The organism is Streptomyces sp. AHA2 (assembly GCF_036857595.1).
Taxonomy (GTDB): domain Bacteria; phylum Actinomycetota; class Actinomycetes; order Streptomycetales; family Streptomycetaceae; genus Streptomyces.
Genome location: NZ_JAUQWJ010000003.1, coordinates 411,292 through 426,077, shown reverse-complemented (window position 1 = coordinate 426,077; position 14,786 = coordinate 411,292). Strand labels below are relative to the sequence as shown.

Genomic DNA, 14,786 nt, shown 5'->3' with positions numbered 1-14,786 from the left:
GAGCGCCCGGGCGACTGTGCGCGGCGGCGCTCGACGGAGCACGAGGCTCGTGACGGAATCCTAGCGCACGTCAACGCACGGTGATCGTTCACGTGTTCTGCCAGGTGGGCGGGGCGGGCCGGACGGACGCCGGTGCCGGGCGGGAGGAAGAGGCGCCTGCCCTGCCCGGCTCCGCGGCCGCCGGTACGGCACCCCGGCCCACACCCGGCCGCCGGCCGCGGGTCAGCCGGAGACCGCCTCGGCGCTGCCGTTGACCCTCCGGGTGACGCCCTGGAGCAGTTCGGCGAGGTCGACGCCCGTCGTGGAGCCGAGCAGCTCCATGCCTTGCGCCACGTTGTCGGCGACCGTGCGCGACAACCGGCTCGCGCCGTCCGTGGAGATGACGGTCATCTTGTCCACGGCGCTGAGCGGTTCGGACGCCTTGGCCACCACCTGCGGCAGCACCTCCACCAGCATCTGCAGGACGGCCGCGTCACCGTACTGCGCGAAGGCGTCGGCCTTCTTGCGCATCGCCTCGGCCTCCGCCGCGCCCTTCGCGCCGGTCGCCGCCGCCTCGGCCTCGCCCTCCAGCCGGACGGCCTCCGCGATCGCCGCGCGCCGGGACCTCTCGGCCTCGCCCTGCTTGAGACCCTCGACCGCCTGGGCCTCGGCCAGCGCGCTGCGGCGCTGCTTCTCGCCCTCACCGGTGAGCCGGGCGCGCTCGGCCTCCGCCTGGGCCGCGGCGATCTGGGCCAGCCGCTCGGCCTCGGCCTGCTTGACCCGGGCCACCCGCCGGGCCTCGGCCTCCTGCTCGGCGGCGTAGCGCTGGGCGTCGGCGGGCTTGCGGACCTGGGTGTCGAGCTGCCGGTCGGTCAGCGCGGCCTGCCGCTCGGCGACCTTCTCCTGCTCGGCGAGGATCTCCTGCTGCCGGGCGGCCTCGGCGAGGGGGCCGGCTGCGGCGGCGCGGGCCGCGGCCTCGTCGGTCTCGGCCTTGATCTCGGCCTGCTTGAGGGAGAACGTCCGCTGCGCGACGGCGATCTCCTCCTCGGCCTTCAGCCGGGCCTGTTCGGCGGCGCGCCGGGCGACCGCCTCGGCGATGTCGGCCTCCTGCCTGGCCCGGGCCGCCTCGGGCCGGCCGAGGTCCTCCAGGTAGGAGCCCTCGGTGGTGATGTCCTGGATCTGGAAGGCGTCCAGCACCAGGCCCTGCCCCGACAGGCTGGCCTCGGCCTCCTCGGCGACCTGCCCGGCGAAGGCGGCCCGGTCGCGGATGATGTCCTCCACCGCCATCCGGCCCACGATCGCGCGCAGGGCGCCGGACAGCACTTCCTGGGTGAAGCCGACGATGCCGTCCTGCTGCATCAGGAACCGCTGGGCGGCGGCCCGGATGGAGTCCTCGCTGCCGCCGACCTTGACGATGGCGACGCCTTCCAGGTTGGCCTTCACCCCGCGCAGCGTGACCGCGCCGCGCACGGCGACGGGGATGTGCCGGGAGGACGGGTCGAGGGTGAACTTCTGCTGCACGAACGGCACGACGAAGACCCCGCCGCCGACCACGACCTTCTGGCCGCTGTTGTCGGTGAAGACCCGTCCGGTCTCCGGATCGGTGGCCTTCTTGCCGCGCCGCCCGGTGACGATGAACGCCTCGCTGGGACCGGCGACCTTGTACCGGCCGACGACGACCAGGGCGACGAGGACGAGGAGGACGACGACCCCCGCTGCGGCTATGACGACAGAACTCATTCCAAGTCCCTTCGGCCCGCCCGTGAGGACGGTGATGGTGATGGGCGGTGGGCGGTGGGGCCCACGGGTGCGCTCCCGGCGGGCCGCGGCGCGTCACGGCAGGGCGGCGCGGCCCGCACCTCGGGGCGGTCGCGCCGGACAGCCCGCCCGGCGTGAGGACCGGGAGCGCCGGCCCGCGGCGCGGTCGACCGGCCCGGTCTACCGCTCGACGACGCGCACGGACACCGCCGTGGACGACAGGGCCTGCTCGACCCAGACCTCGGCGCCGCGGGCCACCGGCACCTCGCTTCTGGCCGCGAGTTTCACCGGCAGGCCGGACAGCCGGACCAGCACCTCGCCGTATCCCCCGGCCGGGATGGAGGTCACGACCGACCCGGCGAGGCCGACCAGGTCCTCGTCGCGCGGTGCCGCGCCGGACCGGTCGTCCGTCAGCGCCCGCCCGAGGCGGTAGGCGAACCAGCCCGTGACGGCACCGGCCGGTACGCCGGCTCCGATCGCACCGGCCACGCCCCACCCGGTCGTCTCCAGCGCGATCGCCCCGGAGAAGCCGAACATCGAGACGAAGGCGGCGACGACCGGCAGCGACAGCAGCCCGTCCAGTGCGTCGAAGGCGTCGACGGCGCTGAGGACTCCCTCGAGCACGCCGTCCAGGAGCAGGGACAGCACGAGGAGGACGACCCCCGTGATACCGAGACCCAGAAACCAGGCCATGCGTTCTCACCGCCTCCCCGTGCGGTCCCTGCCCCGCTCCCCCGTGGTGAACGCATGCTCACACGCCGGGACGGCGGCGGACATTGCCCGATCCCGGCAACGTTCCCGCCGCCTTTCCTGCCGCCGGGCTCACCGCCCCGACGTCCTGCCCCGGCCGGGTCAGGCGGTGCCGCCGGACGGGGTCCCGTTCGTGAGGGCGGCGAGTTCGGCCTCGTAGAGCCGGGCCGGGGCGAAGCCCATGCCGGTGAAGTGGCCCGCCAGTTCGAGGGACAGGACGCCGTGCAGGCGGGTCCAGAAGGTCAGGGCGCGGTGGAGGACCGCGGGCGGGGCGGGGTGGTCGCGGGCCCAGTCGCGGTGGCCGGCGAGGTGGGCGGCGATGGCGGTCTGCGGGCCGCCCGCCGGCAGCTTCGCGCAGGCGTCCAGCAGGGTGGCCATCACCTCCGACGCGATCGCCGTGATGTCGTCGGGCGCGTGGTAGCCGGGGATCGGCGTGCCGTAGACGAGGAAGTAGCGCTGCGGGTCCGCCAGGGCCCACTCGCGCAGGGCGTGCGCGAGGACGGTCACGTCGGCGCGCCCGTCGGCGGCGGCCGCGCCCATCGTGTCCGCGAGGCTGCGGTACGCGTCCCGGACGAGTTCGGTGATCAGCTCGTCCCGGCCCCCGAAGTAGCGGTACAGCGCCGGGCCGCTCATGCCCATCTGCTTGGCGATCGCGTTCAGGGAGAGCGCGGACGCCCCCGCCGTGGCGATCTGCTCCCACGCGCGCTGCTTGATCTCCGCCCGGACCTGGGCGCGGTACCGCTCGCGGGGCGTCGCGCCCTTCTCTGCCTCCGTCATGGTTAGAGGTTATCACTGACGTTATTGACACTCACTCCGGCGGTGGGTTACAACCTATAACTAACAGAAGAACCAGTAGCTGAGCCGTACGGAGGCCGTCATGAACCGCACCGGGGAACTCGTCGAGATCGTCCTGCCGGGCAAGGTCGAACCGGAGGGACTGACCACGCGGCGCGGCCCCGTGCCCGTTCCCGGCCCCGGGCAGGTGGTGATCCGCACGGAGGCCACCGGCGTCTCCTTCGCCGAGCAGCAGATGCGGCGCGGCCGCTACTACGACCAGCCACCGTTCCCGTTCGTGCCGGGCTACGACCTCGTCGGCACCGTCTCGACCACCGGCGAGGGCGTCGATCCGGCGCTGGCCGGCACCCGGGTCGCCGCCCTGGTCAAGGTCGGCGGCTGGGCGAGCCACGTCGTGGTCGACGCGGCCGACGCGGTGCCGGTGCCCGACGGGGTCGGGGCGGCGGAGGCCGAGACCCTGGTCCTCAACGGCGTCACGGCGTGGCAGATGCTGCACCGCAAGGCCCGCGTACGTCCCGGGCACACCGTCGTGGTGCTCGGGGCGAACGGCGGCGTCGGCTCCGTGCTGGTCCAGCTCGCCCTGGCGGCGGGGGCCCGCGTGATCGGCACGGCGTCCGCCCGCCACCACGAGGCCCTGCGCGCCCAGGGCGTCGTGCCCGTCGACTACCGCGCCGACGACCTCGCCGCCCGGATCCGCGCCCTGGCACCCCACGGGGCCGACGCCGTCTTCGACCACGTCGGCGGCCGCGGCATCGTCGACTCCTGGCGGCTCCTCGCCCCCGGCGGCACGCTCGTCTCCTACGGCACCGCTTCCACCCGCGACGCCGAGGGGCTCAAGCAGTGGCCCGTGCTGAAGCTGCTGGGCCGGGTGTGGCTGTGGAACGCGCTGCCGAACCGCCGTCGCGCGTACTTCTACAACGTCTGGGCCGGGCGGGCCCTGTCCCGCGGCCGCTTCCGCGCCCGGCTGCACGCCGACCTCACCCAGGTCCTCGCCGCCCTGGGACGCGGCGAGGTCAGTGCCCGTGTCGCCGCGCGGCTGCCCCTGGAGCAGGCCGCCGAGGCCCTGCGGCTGGCCGAGTCCGGCACGGTCGCCGGAAAGGTCGTCCTCATCCCGTAGCGCGCACCGCCCCCCAGGCCCGCGCGAACGACCGGCGCGAACGACGCGCGCGAACGCCACGACGAGAGGACCCCCGGCACCATGCCCGCCGCCAAGCCCGTCACCGCCCGGCCGCTGCGCGCCGCCGCGCTCGCCCTCACCCTGGCCGGCGTCCTCGCCACGACCGTCCCGCCCGCCCGCGCGGCCCACGACACCCGCCCGCCCCCATCCCGGTGCGCCGGGCAGGGCGTCGACCGGCACGCCCTCGTCCGCTACGAGTCCGAGGTCGTCGTCGACGCGCCGCTGAGCACGCTCTGGGAGCTGCAGACCGACGTGGAGCGCTGGCCGGCCTGGCAGCCGCCGGTCCTCTCCGCCGAACGCCTGGACCCGGGACGGCTGCGCGAGGGCTCCCGGTTCCACTGGACGACACCGGCACCCGCCACCCCCGCGGCACCGGCCACCACCCTGGGCATCACCTCCACCGTGCGCCGACTGCGCCACCACGACTGCCTGCTGTGGAGCGGACCGGCGACAGGAGAGGGCCCGCACATCGACGAGGGCGTGCACCTGTGGACGTTCCGCGAGGTGCGCGGCGGTGTGCGCGTCCACACCGCGGAGACCTGGACCGGCGCGCAGGCCGAAGCGGACGTCCCGACCGCGACGCGGGCCCTCGATGCGGGACTCGACGCGTGGCTGCACGACCTCAGGACGACCGCCGAGGCCCGCACCGACGGCCGCCCACCGGCCGGCCGGCTCCGGACCCCTACCTCTTCTGCGCCCGGTACCGGGACGTGAACCGGCCTCGCGCCGGGTCGCCGTTCCGCTTCGCCGGCCGTGACCGGTGCGTGGTGGCCGCGGCCGGCCGCCCGCCCGTTTTTCCTGCGTGAGCGGAGGCCGGGGGTCTCACGCCGGGGGTGCCGCCCGGACCAGGCCCGTCTGGTAGGCGATGACGACCAGCTGGGCGCGGTCGCGGGCGCCGAGTTTCGTCATGGCGCGGTGGATGTGGGTGCGTACGGTCAGCGGGCTGACGGTCAGGTCGTCGGCGATCTCGGCGTTGGACCGTCCCTCCGCGGCCAGGGCCATCACCTCCCGTTCGCGCGTGGTCAGGTCGGCGAGGCGCTCGGGGGGCGCCAGCTGGGTGCCGGGGGCGGGGGCGGTGAGGAAGCGCGTGATCAGGGAACGGGTCGCGCCGGGCGACAGGAGGGCCTCGCCGGAGGCGACCGTGCGCAGGCCGCTCAGCAGGGTGTCGGCGGTGACGTCCTTGCCGAGGAAGCCACTGGCCCCGGCGCGCAGGGCCTGGGCGACGTAGTCCTCGGTCTCGAAGGTGGTCAGGATGAGGACGCGGGTCGCCGACAGTTCCGGGTCCGCGCACAGCACGGAGGTCGCCGTCAGGCCGTCGGTGCCGGGCATGCGGATGTCCATCAGGACGATGTCCGGGCGGTGGGTCCGGGTCAGCTCGACCGCCTCGGCCCCGTCGGAGGCCTCGGCGACCACCTCCATGTCGGCGCAGGAGTCGATGAGGATCCGGAAGGTGGCCCGCAGCAGGGCCTGGTCGTCGGCGAGCAGCACCCTGATGCTCATGCGGTGGTGGTTCCTTCCACGAGGGGGGCGGCGGGTGACAGCGGCAGCGCGGTGGTCACCTCGAAGCCGCCCTGGGGGCGGGGTCCGGCGCACAGCTCGCCGCCGAAGGACTGGGCGCGTTCGCGCATCCCCACCAGGCCGAAGCCGCGTCCCGTGCCGGCCTCCGGCTTCCCGGCGCCCTCGTTGGTGACGGTGATCAGCAGGCGGGAGCCGGTGTAGGCGAGGCAGACGTGGGCGGCGTCGTCCGCGGCGTGCTTGCTGACGTTGGTGAGAGCCTCCTGCACGATCCGGTACGCCGTCAGGTCCACGCCCGGGGACAGCGGCTGCGGCTCGCCGTCGGTGGTGACGGTGACGCGCAGCCCCGCCGACTCGTACGCGGAGACCAGCTCGGGCAGCCGGGACAGGCCCGGCGACGGCTCCAGCCCCGCCGGCCCGGACGTCTCGCCGTCGTCCCGCAGCAGGCCGAGGGCGGCCTTCAGCTCCCGCAGCGCGGAGGACGTCGTACCGGTCAGGTCGGTGAGGATCTTCCGGGTCTGCTCGGGGTGGGTGAGGGCCAGGTGCGCGGCCGTGCCGGCCTGGGCGTTGGCCAGGGCCATGTGGTGGGCGACGACGTCGTGCAGCTCCCGGGCGATGCGCACCCGCTCCTCGGTGACCCGCAGCCGGGCCTCCTCCTCCCGGGTGCGCTCGGCGTGCTCGGCCCGGGCGTGCACGGCCGCGAGGTAGGCCCGCCGCACCTGGGTGCCCCGCCCGGCGGCCAGGGGCAGCATCAGCCAGAAGAACGGGCCGATGGTCCGCAGCAGCAGCGACAGGTGGTTCATGGAGTCGGTGAACACCGCGGCGACGATCACCGCGACGATGGTGGTGACGCCGTACGCGCGCGTGGTCCGCGGGTCGGTGGAGGCGGCCAGCCAGTAGAGCGCCGCCATGACCGGCGCCAGCAGCAGCGGGGTGACCAGGTAGCCGAAGGTGACCCCGACGACCGTGCACAGCGTGGTGACGACGACGCCGGTGCGCGGGTAGGCGCGGTGCCTTAGCAGGGTGAGGCAGGAGACGACCATCAGGACGGTGGCGGCCTCGTCCCGGTCCGGCGGGTCGGTGCCCGGCAGGGTGAGCGAACCGCCGAACGCGGCGCAGCCCAGCAGCGCGAGCACCGTCGTCAGGTCGACGAGGAAGGCGTGGCGGCCGGTGAACTCGCCGAGGCGATCCGCGTAGCGCCGTTCCGGGGTGAGGATCATGGGGTTCTCCGGGTGGGTGGACCGACGACCATCGTGCGCGACTGCGGGCGGAGCCGCCCGCGGGGCCGCCCGTGCCCTTCACCACGGGCGGCCCGGGGGCTCCGAGACGTGCCCCCGGGAACGGCCCGGAAGAGCCCCGGGAAGGGCCCGGAAGGGCCCCGGGGAGGGCCCGGAAGAGCCCCGGGAAGGGCCGGGGAAGGACCCGGAAGGACCCCGAGAAGGACCCGGAAGGGGCCGGGGCAGGACCCGGAAGGGGCCGGGAAGGACCCGGAAGGGCCCGGGGAAGGCCCCGGGAGGTCCCGGGGAAGGGCCCGAGGGAGGGCCTCAGGTGCGGGCCGGTTCCGGGTCCGGCGCGCTGTCCGGGGCCGGGCCGGTGTCCGCGGCCCGGCCGAGCGCCTCGCCCTCGACGTCCACGCGGGGCAGCATCCGGTCCAGCCACGCCGGCAGCCACCACGCCTTGTCGCCGAGCAGGGCCAGAACGGCCGGCACGATCGCCATGCGGACCACGAACGCGTCGAACAGGACGGCCGAGGCGAGCCCGAAGCCGATCATCTTGATCATGGAGTCGCTCTCGCCGACGAACCCGGCGAACACCGCGATCATGATGAGGGCCGCAGCCACCACCACCCGGGCGCTGTGCCGGAAGCCGGTCGTGACGGCCCGGGCGGGCGACGCGCCGTGCACGTGGGCCTCCCGCATCCGCGAGACGAGGAACACCTCGTAGTCCATCGCCAGGCCGAAGACGATGCCCACCAGGAAGATCGGCATCAGGCTCATGATCGGGCCGGTCTGCTCCACGCCGAGGAGTTCCGCACCGTGCCCCTGCTGGAAGACCACGACGACCGCGCCGAGGGAGGCCAGCACCGACAGCAGGAAGCCCACCGCCGCCTTCAGCGGGACGAGCAGGGACCGGAAGACCACCATCAGCAGCACGATCGCCAGCCCGACCACGACCACCAGGTACGGCACCAGCGCCGCCTGCACCTTCGCCGCGATGTCGATGTTCATGGCGGTGGTGCCGGTGATCTCGTAGCTCGCGCCGGTGGCGGACTCGATGCCGGGGCGCTCGTCCCGGATCGCCGTCACCAGATTCTCGGTCTTCTCGTCGGTCGGTGCGGTGGCGGGCACGACCGAGAAGACGGCGGTCTCCCCCGTCTCGTCGAACCGGGCCGGCGAGACCGTCACGACGCCCTCGGTGGCGCCGATCTCCCGGGCGACCCGGGCGGCGGCGCCCTTGGGGTCGGCGGCGCCCCGGCCGTCCACGACGACGGTCAGCGGCCCGTTGAAGCCCGGCCCGAAGCCCTCGGCGAGCGCGTCGTAGGCCCGGCGCTCGGTGGCCGAGGTGGGCTTGGCCTCGTCGCCGGGCATGCCGAGCTGCAGGTCGGCCGCGGGCAGGGCGAGCGCGCCGAGGCCCACGACGCCGAGGAGCAGCACGGGTATCGGCCGGCGCAGGACGAAGGAGGCCCAGCGGGCGCCGCCGTCGGCCCGGCCGCCCTGCTCGATCCGGCCGCTGCGGCGGGCCCGCCGGCTCAGCACGGCGTCGGGCCACAGGCCCAGGAACGCGGGGACCAGGGTCAGGGCGACCAGCACGCCGACGACCACCGCACCTGCTGCGGCCAGTCCCATCCGGGTGAGCATCGGGATGCCGACCACGGCCAGCCCGGCCAGGGCGATGACGACGGTCAGACCGGCGAACACGACGGCGGACCCGGCCGTCCCGACGGCGATGGCGGTGGCCTCCCGCGGGGTGCGTCCCCGGGCGCGTTCCTCGCGGTAGCGGGAGACGACGAACAGGGCGTAGTCGATGCCGACGGCCAGGCCCAGCATCATCGCCAGGGTGCCGGTCGTGGTGGACAGGCCGAGGGCGCCGGACAGGGCGAGGATCGTGGCCATGCTGACGCCGACACCCGCGACGGCGGTCAGCAGCGGCAGCCCGGCGGCGGCCAGGGAGCCGAAGGTGACGAGGAGCACGACGGCGGCGATGGCGACGCCGATCACCTCCGCCGAGCCGCCCGGCCCGCCCTCGCTCGCCAGAGCGTTGCCGCCGGCCTCCACGGTCAGCCCCGAGTCCCGGGCCCGCTCGACGGCCTCCTCCAGCCGGGTGCGGCTGGCGTCGGTGAGATCGCTCACCCCGACCTCGTAGGTGACGGTCGCGAAGGCGGTCGAGCCGTCCCGGCTGACCGTCTTCGCCCGGAACGGGTCGGCGGCGCTCGCGACCTGGGTGCCGTCGCCGAGGTCCCGCACGGCCTTCTCGACGGCCTGCCGGTGCGCGGCGGCGGTCACCTTCTCCCCGTCCGGTGCGATGAACACCACCCGCGCGGTCGCGCTGTCGGCGGTGGTGCCCGGGAAGCGCTCCTCCATCAGGTCGAACGCCTCCTGGGACTCGATGCCGGGCATCGAGAACTCCTCGTCGGCGGGTCCCGGCGCCTTCAGGGCGCCCAGCCCCACGGCGGCCAGGACGGCCGCCCAGACCAGGACGACGGACCAGCGTCGCCGGAAGGCCAGACGGCCCACGCGATACAGGAATTCAGCCACGGCAGAAGGTCTCCACATCCGGTGTCGATCGTCCGCCCAGCGTGTCCGTTCCGCTGCCGTCCCGTCGTCGTGCGGCTGCCGACAATCCGCGGTACTCGAAACGCAGTAGGGACGGGGGTGAGAATCAGCCTCGGGTACGACAAACCCGGGCCGTGCGCCGACGCCTGTGCTACCGTCGATGACGTTGCAGTTTTGGTTCCCAGAGACTTCGAGTGCTCTTTCGACCTTCGTCGACGAGCACTCTTTTTGTTTCCGAGGATTTTCGGATCTCTCCACAGGGTGATCATTTCGGCGACTACGGGCCCGCAAGGTGCGGGCCCTGAGTACTGCCCCTCAAGGGAGATTCATATGGCTACCGGCACCGTGAAGTGGTTCAACTCGGAAAAGGGCTTCGGCTTCATCGAGCAGGAGGGCGGCGGCCCCGACGTCTTCGCCCACTACTCGAACATCGCCACCTCGGGCTTCCGTGAGCTCCAGGAAGGCCAGAAGGTGACCTTCGACGTCACGCAGGGCCAGAAGGGCCCGCAGGCCGAGAACATCGTTCCCGCCTGACGCTGACGCGCATGCCCTGACCGGGGCCCGCACCCCTGCGGTGCGGGCCCCGGTTCGTTTCCGTCCGTTCCGGCTCGCTCTTGCGAATCCGCGGTCCTCCGGGGCCGTCGTGCATTCCCCGATACGTGCCGCATCGAGGAAGGCTCCCCCCATGGACCGCACCGCTCGCAGGAACAACCCCACCCGCGCCCGCGACCACGGGAACCGCACCCGCAAGAACGCGGGCCGCGCCCCCGCGCCGCGCTCCGGCGGCGGCCGCCGCCCGGCCGGCGGCCGCGAGTTCGCCGCGCCCGTCACCGTCACCCCCGCGCTCCCGGCCGTCGAGGCGTTCGCCGATCTCGACCTGCCCGCGCCGCTGCTCACCGCGCTGGCCGCCGAGGGCATGACGGCGCCGTTCCCGATCCAGGCGGCGACCCTGCCGAACTCGCTGGCCGGCCGGGACGTCCTCGGCCGCGGCCGCACCGGCTCGGGCAAGACCCTCGCCTTCGGCCTCGCCCTGCTGGCCCGGATCGACGGCAGGCGCGCCGAGCCCCGGCAGCCGCTGGCGCTGGTGCTGGTGCCCACGCGGGAACTGGCCCAGCAGGTCACCGACGCCCTCACCCCGTTCGCCCGCGCGCTGCGCATCCGGCTCGCCACGGTGGTCGGCGGGCTGTCGATCGGCCGGCAGGCGCACGCCCTGCGTTCCGGCGCCGAGGTCGTCGTCGCGACACCCGGCCGCCTCAAGGACCTCCTGGACCGGGGTGACTGCCGGCTGGACCAGGTCGGCGTGACCGTGCTGGACGAGGCCGACCAGATGACCGACATGGGCTTCATGCCACAGGTCACCGCACTGCTCGACCAGGTGCTCCCCGGGGGGCAGCGGATGCTGTTCTCGGCCACGCTGGACCGCAACGTCGACAAACTGGTTTGCACGTACCTGCACGACCCGGTGGTGCACTCGGTCGACCCGTCCGCGGGCGCGGTCAGCACGATGGAGCACCACCTGCTGCACGTGGAGGACGACGACAAGCACGCCACGACGACCCGGATCGCCGCCCGTGACGGCCGGGTGATCATGTTCCTGGACACCAAGCACGCCGCCGACCGGCTGGCGAAGAAGCTGCTGGCGGTCGGCGTGCGCGCCTCGGCGCTGCACGGCGGCAAGACCCAGTCCCAGCGCACCAAGACCCTGGAGCGCTTCAAGGACGGACACGTCACGGTCCTGGTGGCGACCAACGTGGCGGCGCGCGGCATCCACGTCGACAACCTGGACCTCGTGGTCAACGTGGATCCGCCCGGCGACCACAAGGACTACCTGCACCGCGGCGGGCGTACGGCCCGGGCCGGCGAGTCCGGCACCGTCGTGACGCTGGTCCTGCCGCACCAGCGGCGCGAGATGAACCGGCTGATGGCCGACGCGGGCATCACCCCGCAGGTCACCCGGGTCCGCGCGGACGAGGGCGAGCTGAGCCGCATCACCGGCGCGCGGGAGCCGTCCGGCGTGCCGGTCGTCCTCACCCCGCCGCCCGCGGCGGACCGCCCCGCCCGCACCGGCTCCGCCCAGGGCGCCCGGCGCAGCGGGGCGTCCCGCCGCCGGCGCCGCTGAGACCGGGCCCCGGGCGGTGAGCGGCCCGGGAGCCCGGGCCGCTCAGGGAAGCGGCACCCGGCCGCACACCAGGGCCCGGCCCGGCCTCGGGTCAGCCGCCCGTCACGTCCGTCACCCGCCGACGCTGGTCGGAGCCCGAGTCGGGCTGCCACACGCCGACCGGTGCGCCGTCGGCCGTGGACTGGCCCGAGACGTCGGGCAGCTGGCCGGTCGCGGCGTCGACGACGGTCCAGGTGCCGTCGCCGGTGGTCGACGTGATCCGCCGGCCGGAGCCTGCCACCAGCCCCCGCACGAGCACCCGCCCGCCCGGAGGGCGTGCACGAGCACCCCTACCCCTGCTCACCGGCGTCCGATGACCTCCGCGATGCGGAGGAAGCCGTCCTCGCCGTGGCCGAGGCCGATGGTGCGGCGGGCCATGCCCTCGGCCGCGCGCATGACGCCCGCGTCGATGCCGTGCGCCTCGGAGACGTGCACGATGTGGGTCATCGACGACGCGGCCGAGGTCAGCGGGTTGTCCTCCCCGCTGTAGGTGCCGGCGTCGGCGTCCGCGGCGGTCTGTGCGAACAGCGGGGGCAGGATCGCGCCGATGCCCTGGGCGAACGGCGCCAGTTCGCTCGCGGTGACGCCCTCGGCCCGGGCCACCGCCAGCGCGTGCGCGTAGCCCGCCATCGCCGTCCAGAAGATGTCCAGCAGGGCGATGTCGTAGGCGGCGGCCCGGCCCACGTCCTCACCGAGATGCGTGTGGCTGCCGCCCAACGCCCGCCGCACGGAGGCCGTTTCCTCGAACAGGTCCGCCGGTCCGCTGTACAGCAGGACCGCGTCGGCCGTGCCGATGGTGTCGGTGGGCGTCATGATCGCGCCGTCGAGGTAGCGGATGCCGTGGGCGGCGGCCCAGGCGGCGGTGTCGCGGGCCCGGGCCGGGGTGTCGGCCGTCAGGTTCACGACCGTGCGGTCCCGGAGCGCTGCGGCGGCCTCGCCCTGGCGCAGGACGGCGTCGGCGGCGTCGTAGTTCACCACGCAGACGACGGTCACGGCACTGGCCGACACCGCCTCCGCCACCGACGCGGCACCCCGCGCGCCCCGCTCGACGAGGTCCTTCTCGCGGCCCGGGGTCCGGTTCCAGACGGTGGTGCGCAGGCCGGCCGCAAGGAACGCCCCGGCCAGGGCGCGGCCCATCGGCCCCAGGCCGAGGACGGTGACCGTGCTCCGGTCGGAGGCGGCGGGCCGGGAGCCGGAATGCGCGGGGGAGGCGGACGTGCTGTACGTGGACACGGGGAACTCCTCGGAAACGACGGAACGGGAACGGGGTCCGGATGACGCGCCGACGCCAGGACACGGACGTGTGCGGGGTGACCGCCGCGATCGCCGTGATCGACGGGAAGTGGAAGACGGCCCTGCTCTGGCTGCTGGAGTCGGGCGCGCACCGTCCGGCGGAACTGCGCCGGAAGCTGCCCGGCCTCACCGAGAAGGTGCTGACCGAGGCGCTGCGGGAGATGGAGGCGGACGGGCTGGTGCACCGGGAGGTGTACGACGTGCTGCCGCCGAAGACGGTCTACTCCCTGACCGGGTTCGGCCGTGAACTCTCCGACGCGCTGGCCCCGTTGGCCGACTGGGGCCACCGCCGCCTGGAGCGGCTCACCGACTCCGGCCGGGCGGTGTCCTGAGCGGTACCCACCTCCGTCCCTCCTCGTGCCACCACCGTCGCCGGCCGCCGTTCACCAGACTCCCGGGACGGCCGCGCCCTGCCAAGTACGCACAAAAAAGTGGGTATGAGACGCCACCGCCCGGTGCGTCCGGCCCCGTCGTTCCCGGCAGCGCGGTCGGGTGCCGCGGCAGTGGAGCCTGTGAGGGCGTGTCCGCCGAAGACGCCCGCAAGGCCCCGCTCCCGGGCTCACCGCTGATGACCCTGTGCGGGCTGATCAGTCACCTGCGCCGGGTCGAGTACTACCGGTTCCGGGTGGTGTTCCTGGGCGAGGACCCCGAGGGACCGCTCGCCGAGGCGACCGGCGACGATCCCGACCCGGAGATGCGAACGGCCCTCGACGCCCCGCTGCCCCGGCTCCTGACGGAGTACGAGGAGCAGAGCGACCGCCACCGCCGGCTGGTGTCCGAGCACGACCTGGACGCGACGGCGAAACGTCCCCTCGGCGACGGCCGCCACGTCGGCCTGCGGTGGGTGCTGCTCCACCTCATCGAGGAGACCTCCCGTCACAACGGCACCTCGACGTCGTGCGCGAGCTCGTCGACGGCCGGACCGGCGTCTGAGTCCCGCGGGGCGGACGCCGGAGGGAACCGTCCCGCAGGACGACGGCGCGGGGAGCCGCAGCCGGCCGCTGCCCGAGCCGCCGAGTGCGCCGGGCACGCTCCCGCTCAGCCGCGCCGGTCCTGCGCCGAGGCGATGCGCTCCCGGAACGGGCGGCGGGCCACCGCTTCCACCGCCTCCGTCAGCACCTGTGCCAGCGGTACGGACAGTTCCGCGTCCAGTTCCGCCATCGCCGCCCTCGTCGCCTCCCACTCCGCCTCGATCCGCGGCAGCAGCGCCCGCGCCTTCGCGGTGAGGCCCACCAGTCTCCGGCGGGCGTCCGAGGGGTCGGGGGTGTGGGTGACCAGGCCCGCGCGGGCCATCTGGGCCGCGGTCTGGCTCGCCGCCGAGTGCGTGACGCCCATCGCCTGCGCCAAGTCCCGTACCGGAAGCGGCCCTTCGGCCAGGAGGGCCCGGACCGCCGGGGAGAAGCGCGGACGGTACTCGGGGACGCCCTGCTCCTCGTAGACCCGGGCCACGTCACCGTCCAGCAGTTCCAGGACGTGACGCAGCAGCGTGCCGACGGCGCAGGGGTCGGGGCGACCGGTCATGCTGTTAATCTAACAGCACTGTCAGATATCGCGGATCGCGGCGGTGCGCGCGGGACGGGAGGGCGAG

At 74.4% G+C, this 14,786-nt stretch carries 14 protein-coding genes and 1 pseudogene; 6 read left to right on the top strand and 9 right to left on the bottom strand.

Annotation, left to right across the window (positions count from 1 at the left end; translation table 11 throughout):
• Window positions 1-222: 222 nt before the first annotated feature.
• The 3 genes from Q5694_RS09325 to Q5694_RS09315 form a co-directional block, all read right to left on the bottom strand.
• A complete protein-coding gene (locus tag Q5694_RS09325; RefSeq protein WP_333932050.1) occupies window positions 223-1,719 on the bottom strand; it encodes an SPFH domain-containing protein in 1,497 nt (498 codons plus the stop codon).
• A gap of 198 nt (window positions 1,720-1,917) precedes the next feature.
• Window positions 1,918-2,430: a hypothetical protein gene (locus tag Q5694_RS09320; RefSeq protein ID WP_333932049.1), complete on the bottom strand. Its 513-nt coding sequence runs from the start codon at window positions 2,428-2,430 to the stop codon at window positions 1,918-1,920.
• Between the two features lie 159 nt (window positions 2,431-2,589).
• Window positions 2,590-3,264, bottom strand: coding sequence for a TetR/AcrR family transcriptional regulator (locus Q5694_RS09315; protein WP_333932048.1), 675 nt, complete (start codon window positions 3,262-3,264; stop codon window positions 2,590-2,592).
• A 100-nt stretch (window positions 3,265-3,364) separates the two neighbouring features.
• Here Q5694_RS09315 and Q5694_RS09310 point away from each other — a divergent pair, with 100 nt between their 5' ends.
• Both Q5694_RS09310 and Q5694_RS09305 read left to right on the top strand, forming a co-directional pair.
• Window positions 3,365-4,399, top strand: a complete 1,035-nt coding sequence (locus tag Q5694_RS09310) for a medium chain dehydrogenase/reductase family protein (protein ID WP_333932047.1) — start codon at window positions 3,365-3,367, stop codon at window positions 4,397-4,399.
• Window positions 4,400-4,480: 81 nt separating this feature from the next.
• Window positions 4,481-5,173: an SRPBCC family protein gene (locus Q5694_RS09305; protein ID WP_333932046.1), complete on the top strand. Its 693-nt coding sequence runs from the start codon at window positions 4,481-4,483 to the stop codon at window positions 5,171-5,173.
• Between the two features lie 108 nt (window positions 5,174-5,281).
• Here Q5694_RS09305 and Q5694_RS09300 read toward each other — a convergent pair whose 3' ends face one another.
• The 3 genes from Q5694_RS09300 to Q5694_RS09290 form a co-directional block, all read right to left on the bottom strand.
• Window positions 5,282-5,959 (bottom strand): response regulator transcription factor, encoded by a 678-nt coding sequence (locus Q5694_RS09300; RefSeq protein ID WP_333932045.1) that lies wholly within the window; start codon window positions 5,957-5,959, stop codon window positions 5,282-5,284.
• Window positions 5,956-7,194, bottom strand: coding sequence for a sensor histidine kinase (locus Q5694_RS09295; RefSeq protein ID WP_333932044.1), 1,239 nt, complete (start codon window positions 7,192-7,194; stop codon window positions 5,956-5,958). The genes Q5694_RS09300 and Q5694_RS09295 overlap by 4 nt, the downstream gene beginning before the upstream one ends.
• 324 nt (window positions 7,195-7,518) lie before the next feature.
• Window positions 7,519-9,729 (bottom strand): MMPL family transporter, encoded by a 2,211-nt coding sequence (locus tag Q5694_RS09290; RefSeq protein ID WP_333932043.1) that lies wholly within the window; start codon window positions 9,727-9,729, stop codon window positions 7,519-7,521.
• A gap of 348 nt (window positions 9,730-10,077) precedes the next feature.
• Here Q5694_RS09290 and Q5694_RS09285 point away from each other — a divergent pair, with 348 nt between their 5' ends.
• Entirely contained in the window at window positions 10,078-10,281 is a 204-nt protein-coding gene (locus Q5694_RS09285) for a cold-shock protein (RefSeq protein ID WP_003991681.1), read from the top strand.
• A 151-nt stretch (window positions 10,282-10,432) separates the two neighbouring features.
• Window positions 10,433-11,866, top strand: a complete 1,434-nt coding sequence (locus Q5694_RS09280; protein WP_333932039.1) for a DEAD/DEAH box helicase — start codon at window positions 10,433-10,435, stop codon at window positions 11,864-11,866.
• Window positions 11,867-11,957: 91 nt separating this feature from the next.
• Here Q5694_RS09280 and Q5694_RS09275 read toward each other — a convergent pair whose 3' ends face one another.
• Together Q5694_RS09275 and Q5694_RS09270 are read right to left on the bottom strand one after the other, a co-directional pair.
• A complete protein-coding gene (locus tag Q5694_RS09275) occupies window positions 11,958-12,146 on the bottom strand; it encodes an RICIN domain-containing protein (RefSeq protein WP_443040835.1) in 189 nt (62 codons plus the stop codon).
• A 59-nt stretch (window positions 12,147-12,205) separates the two neighbouring features.
• Window positions 12,206-13,138 (bottom strand): NAD(P)-dependent oxidoreductase, encoded by a 933-nt coding sequence (locus Q5694_RS09270; RefSeq protein ID WP_333932038.1) that lies wholly within the window; start codon window positions 13,136-13,138, stop codon window positions 12,206-12,208.
• A 41-nt stretch (window positions 13,139-13,179) separates the two neighbouring features.
• Here Q5694_RS09270 and Q5694_RS09265 point away from each other — a divergent pair, with 41 nt between their 5' ends.
• Both Q5694_RS09265 and Q5694_RS09260 read left to right on the top strand, forming a co-directional pair.
• Window positions 13,180-13,530 (top strand): winged helix-turn-helix transcriptional regulator, encoded by a 351-nt coding sequence (locus tag Q5694_RS09265; protein ID WP_333932037.1) that lies wholly within the window; start codon window positions 13,180-13,182, stop codon window positions 13,528-13,530.
• A 179-nt stretch (window positions 13,531-13,709) separates the two neighbouring features.
• A pseudogene (locus Q5694_RS09260) lies at window positions 13,710-14,131 on the top strand (DinB family protein); the annotation flags it as partial.
• A 105-nt stretch (window positions 14,132-14,236) separates the two neighbouring features.
• On the opposite strand, the gene Q5694_RS09255 reads toward Q5694_RS09260, so the two are convergent.
• Complete coding sequence (locus Q5694_RS09255; RefSeq protein ID WP_333932035.1) at window positions 14,237-14,719, bottom strand: MarR family winged helix-turn-helix transcriptional regulator; 483 nt, start codon at window positions 14,717-14,719, stop codon at window positions 14,237-14,239.
• Window positions 14,720-14,786: the final 67 nt, after the last annotated feature.

Bases quoted from the DNA above. Each gene is read 5' to 3' on its own strand.
- Q5694_RS09325 (WP_333932050.1), bottom strand. From the start codon at position 1,719: ATGAGTTCTGTCGTCATAGCCGCAGCGGGGGTCGTCGTCCTCCTCGTC.
- Q5694_RS09300 (WP_333932045.1), bottom strand. From the start codon at position 5,959: ATGAGCATCAGGGTGCTGCTCGCCGACGACCAGGCCCTGCTGCGGGCC.
- Q5694_RS09280 (WP_333932039.1), top strand. From the start codon at position 10,433: ATGGACCGCACCGCTCGCAGGAACAACCCCACCCGCGCCCGCGACCAC.
- Q5694_RS09320 (WP_333932049.1), bottom strand. From the start codon at position 2,430: ATGGCCTGGTTTCTGGGTCTCGGTATCACGGGGGTCGTCCTCCTCGTG.
- Q5694_RS09315 (WP_333932048.1), bottom strand. From the start codon at position 3,264: ATGACGGAGGCAGAGAAGGGCGCGACGCCCCGCGAGCGGTACCGCGCC.
- Q5694_RS09310 (WP_333932047.1), top strand. From the start codon at position 3,365: ATGAACCGCACCGGGGAACTCGTCGAGATCGTCCTGCCGGGCAAGGTC.
- Q5694_RS09305 (WP_333932046.1), top strand. From the start codon at position 4,481: ATGCCCGCCGCCAAGCCCGTCACCGCCCGGCCGCTGCGCGCCGCCGCG.
- Q5694_RS09295 (WP_333932044.1), bottom strand. From the start codon at position 7,194: ATGATCCTCACCCCGGAACGGCGCTACGCGGATCGCCTCGGCGAGTTC.
- Q5694_RS09265 (WP_333932037.1), top strand. From the start codon at position 13,180: ATGACGCGCCGACGCCAGGACACGGACGTGTGCGGGGTGACCGCCGCG.
- Q5694_RS09255 (WP_333932035.1), bottom strand. From the start codon at position 14,719: ATGACCGGTCGCCCCGACCCCTGCGCCGTCGGCACGCTGCTGCGTCAC.
- Q5694_RS09285 (WP_003991681.1), top strand. From the start codon at position 10,078: ATGGCTACCGGCACCGTGAAGTGGTTCAACTCGGAAAAGGGCTTCGGC.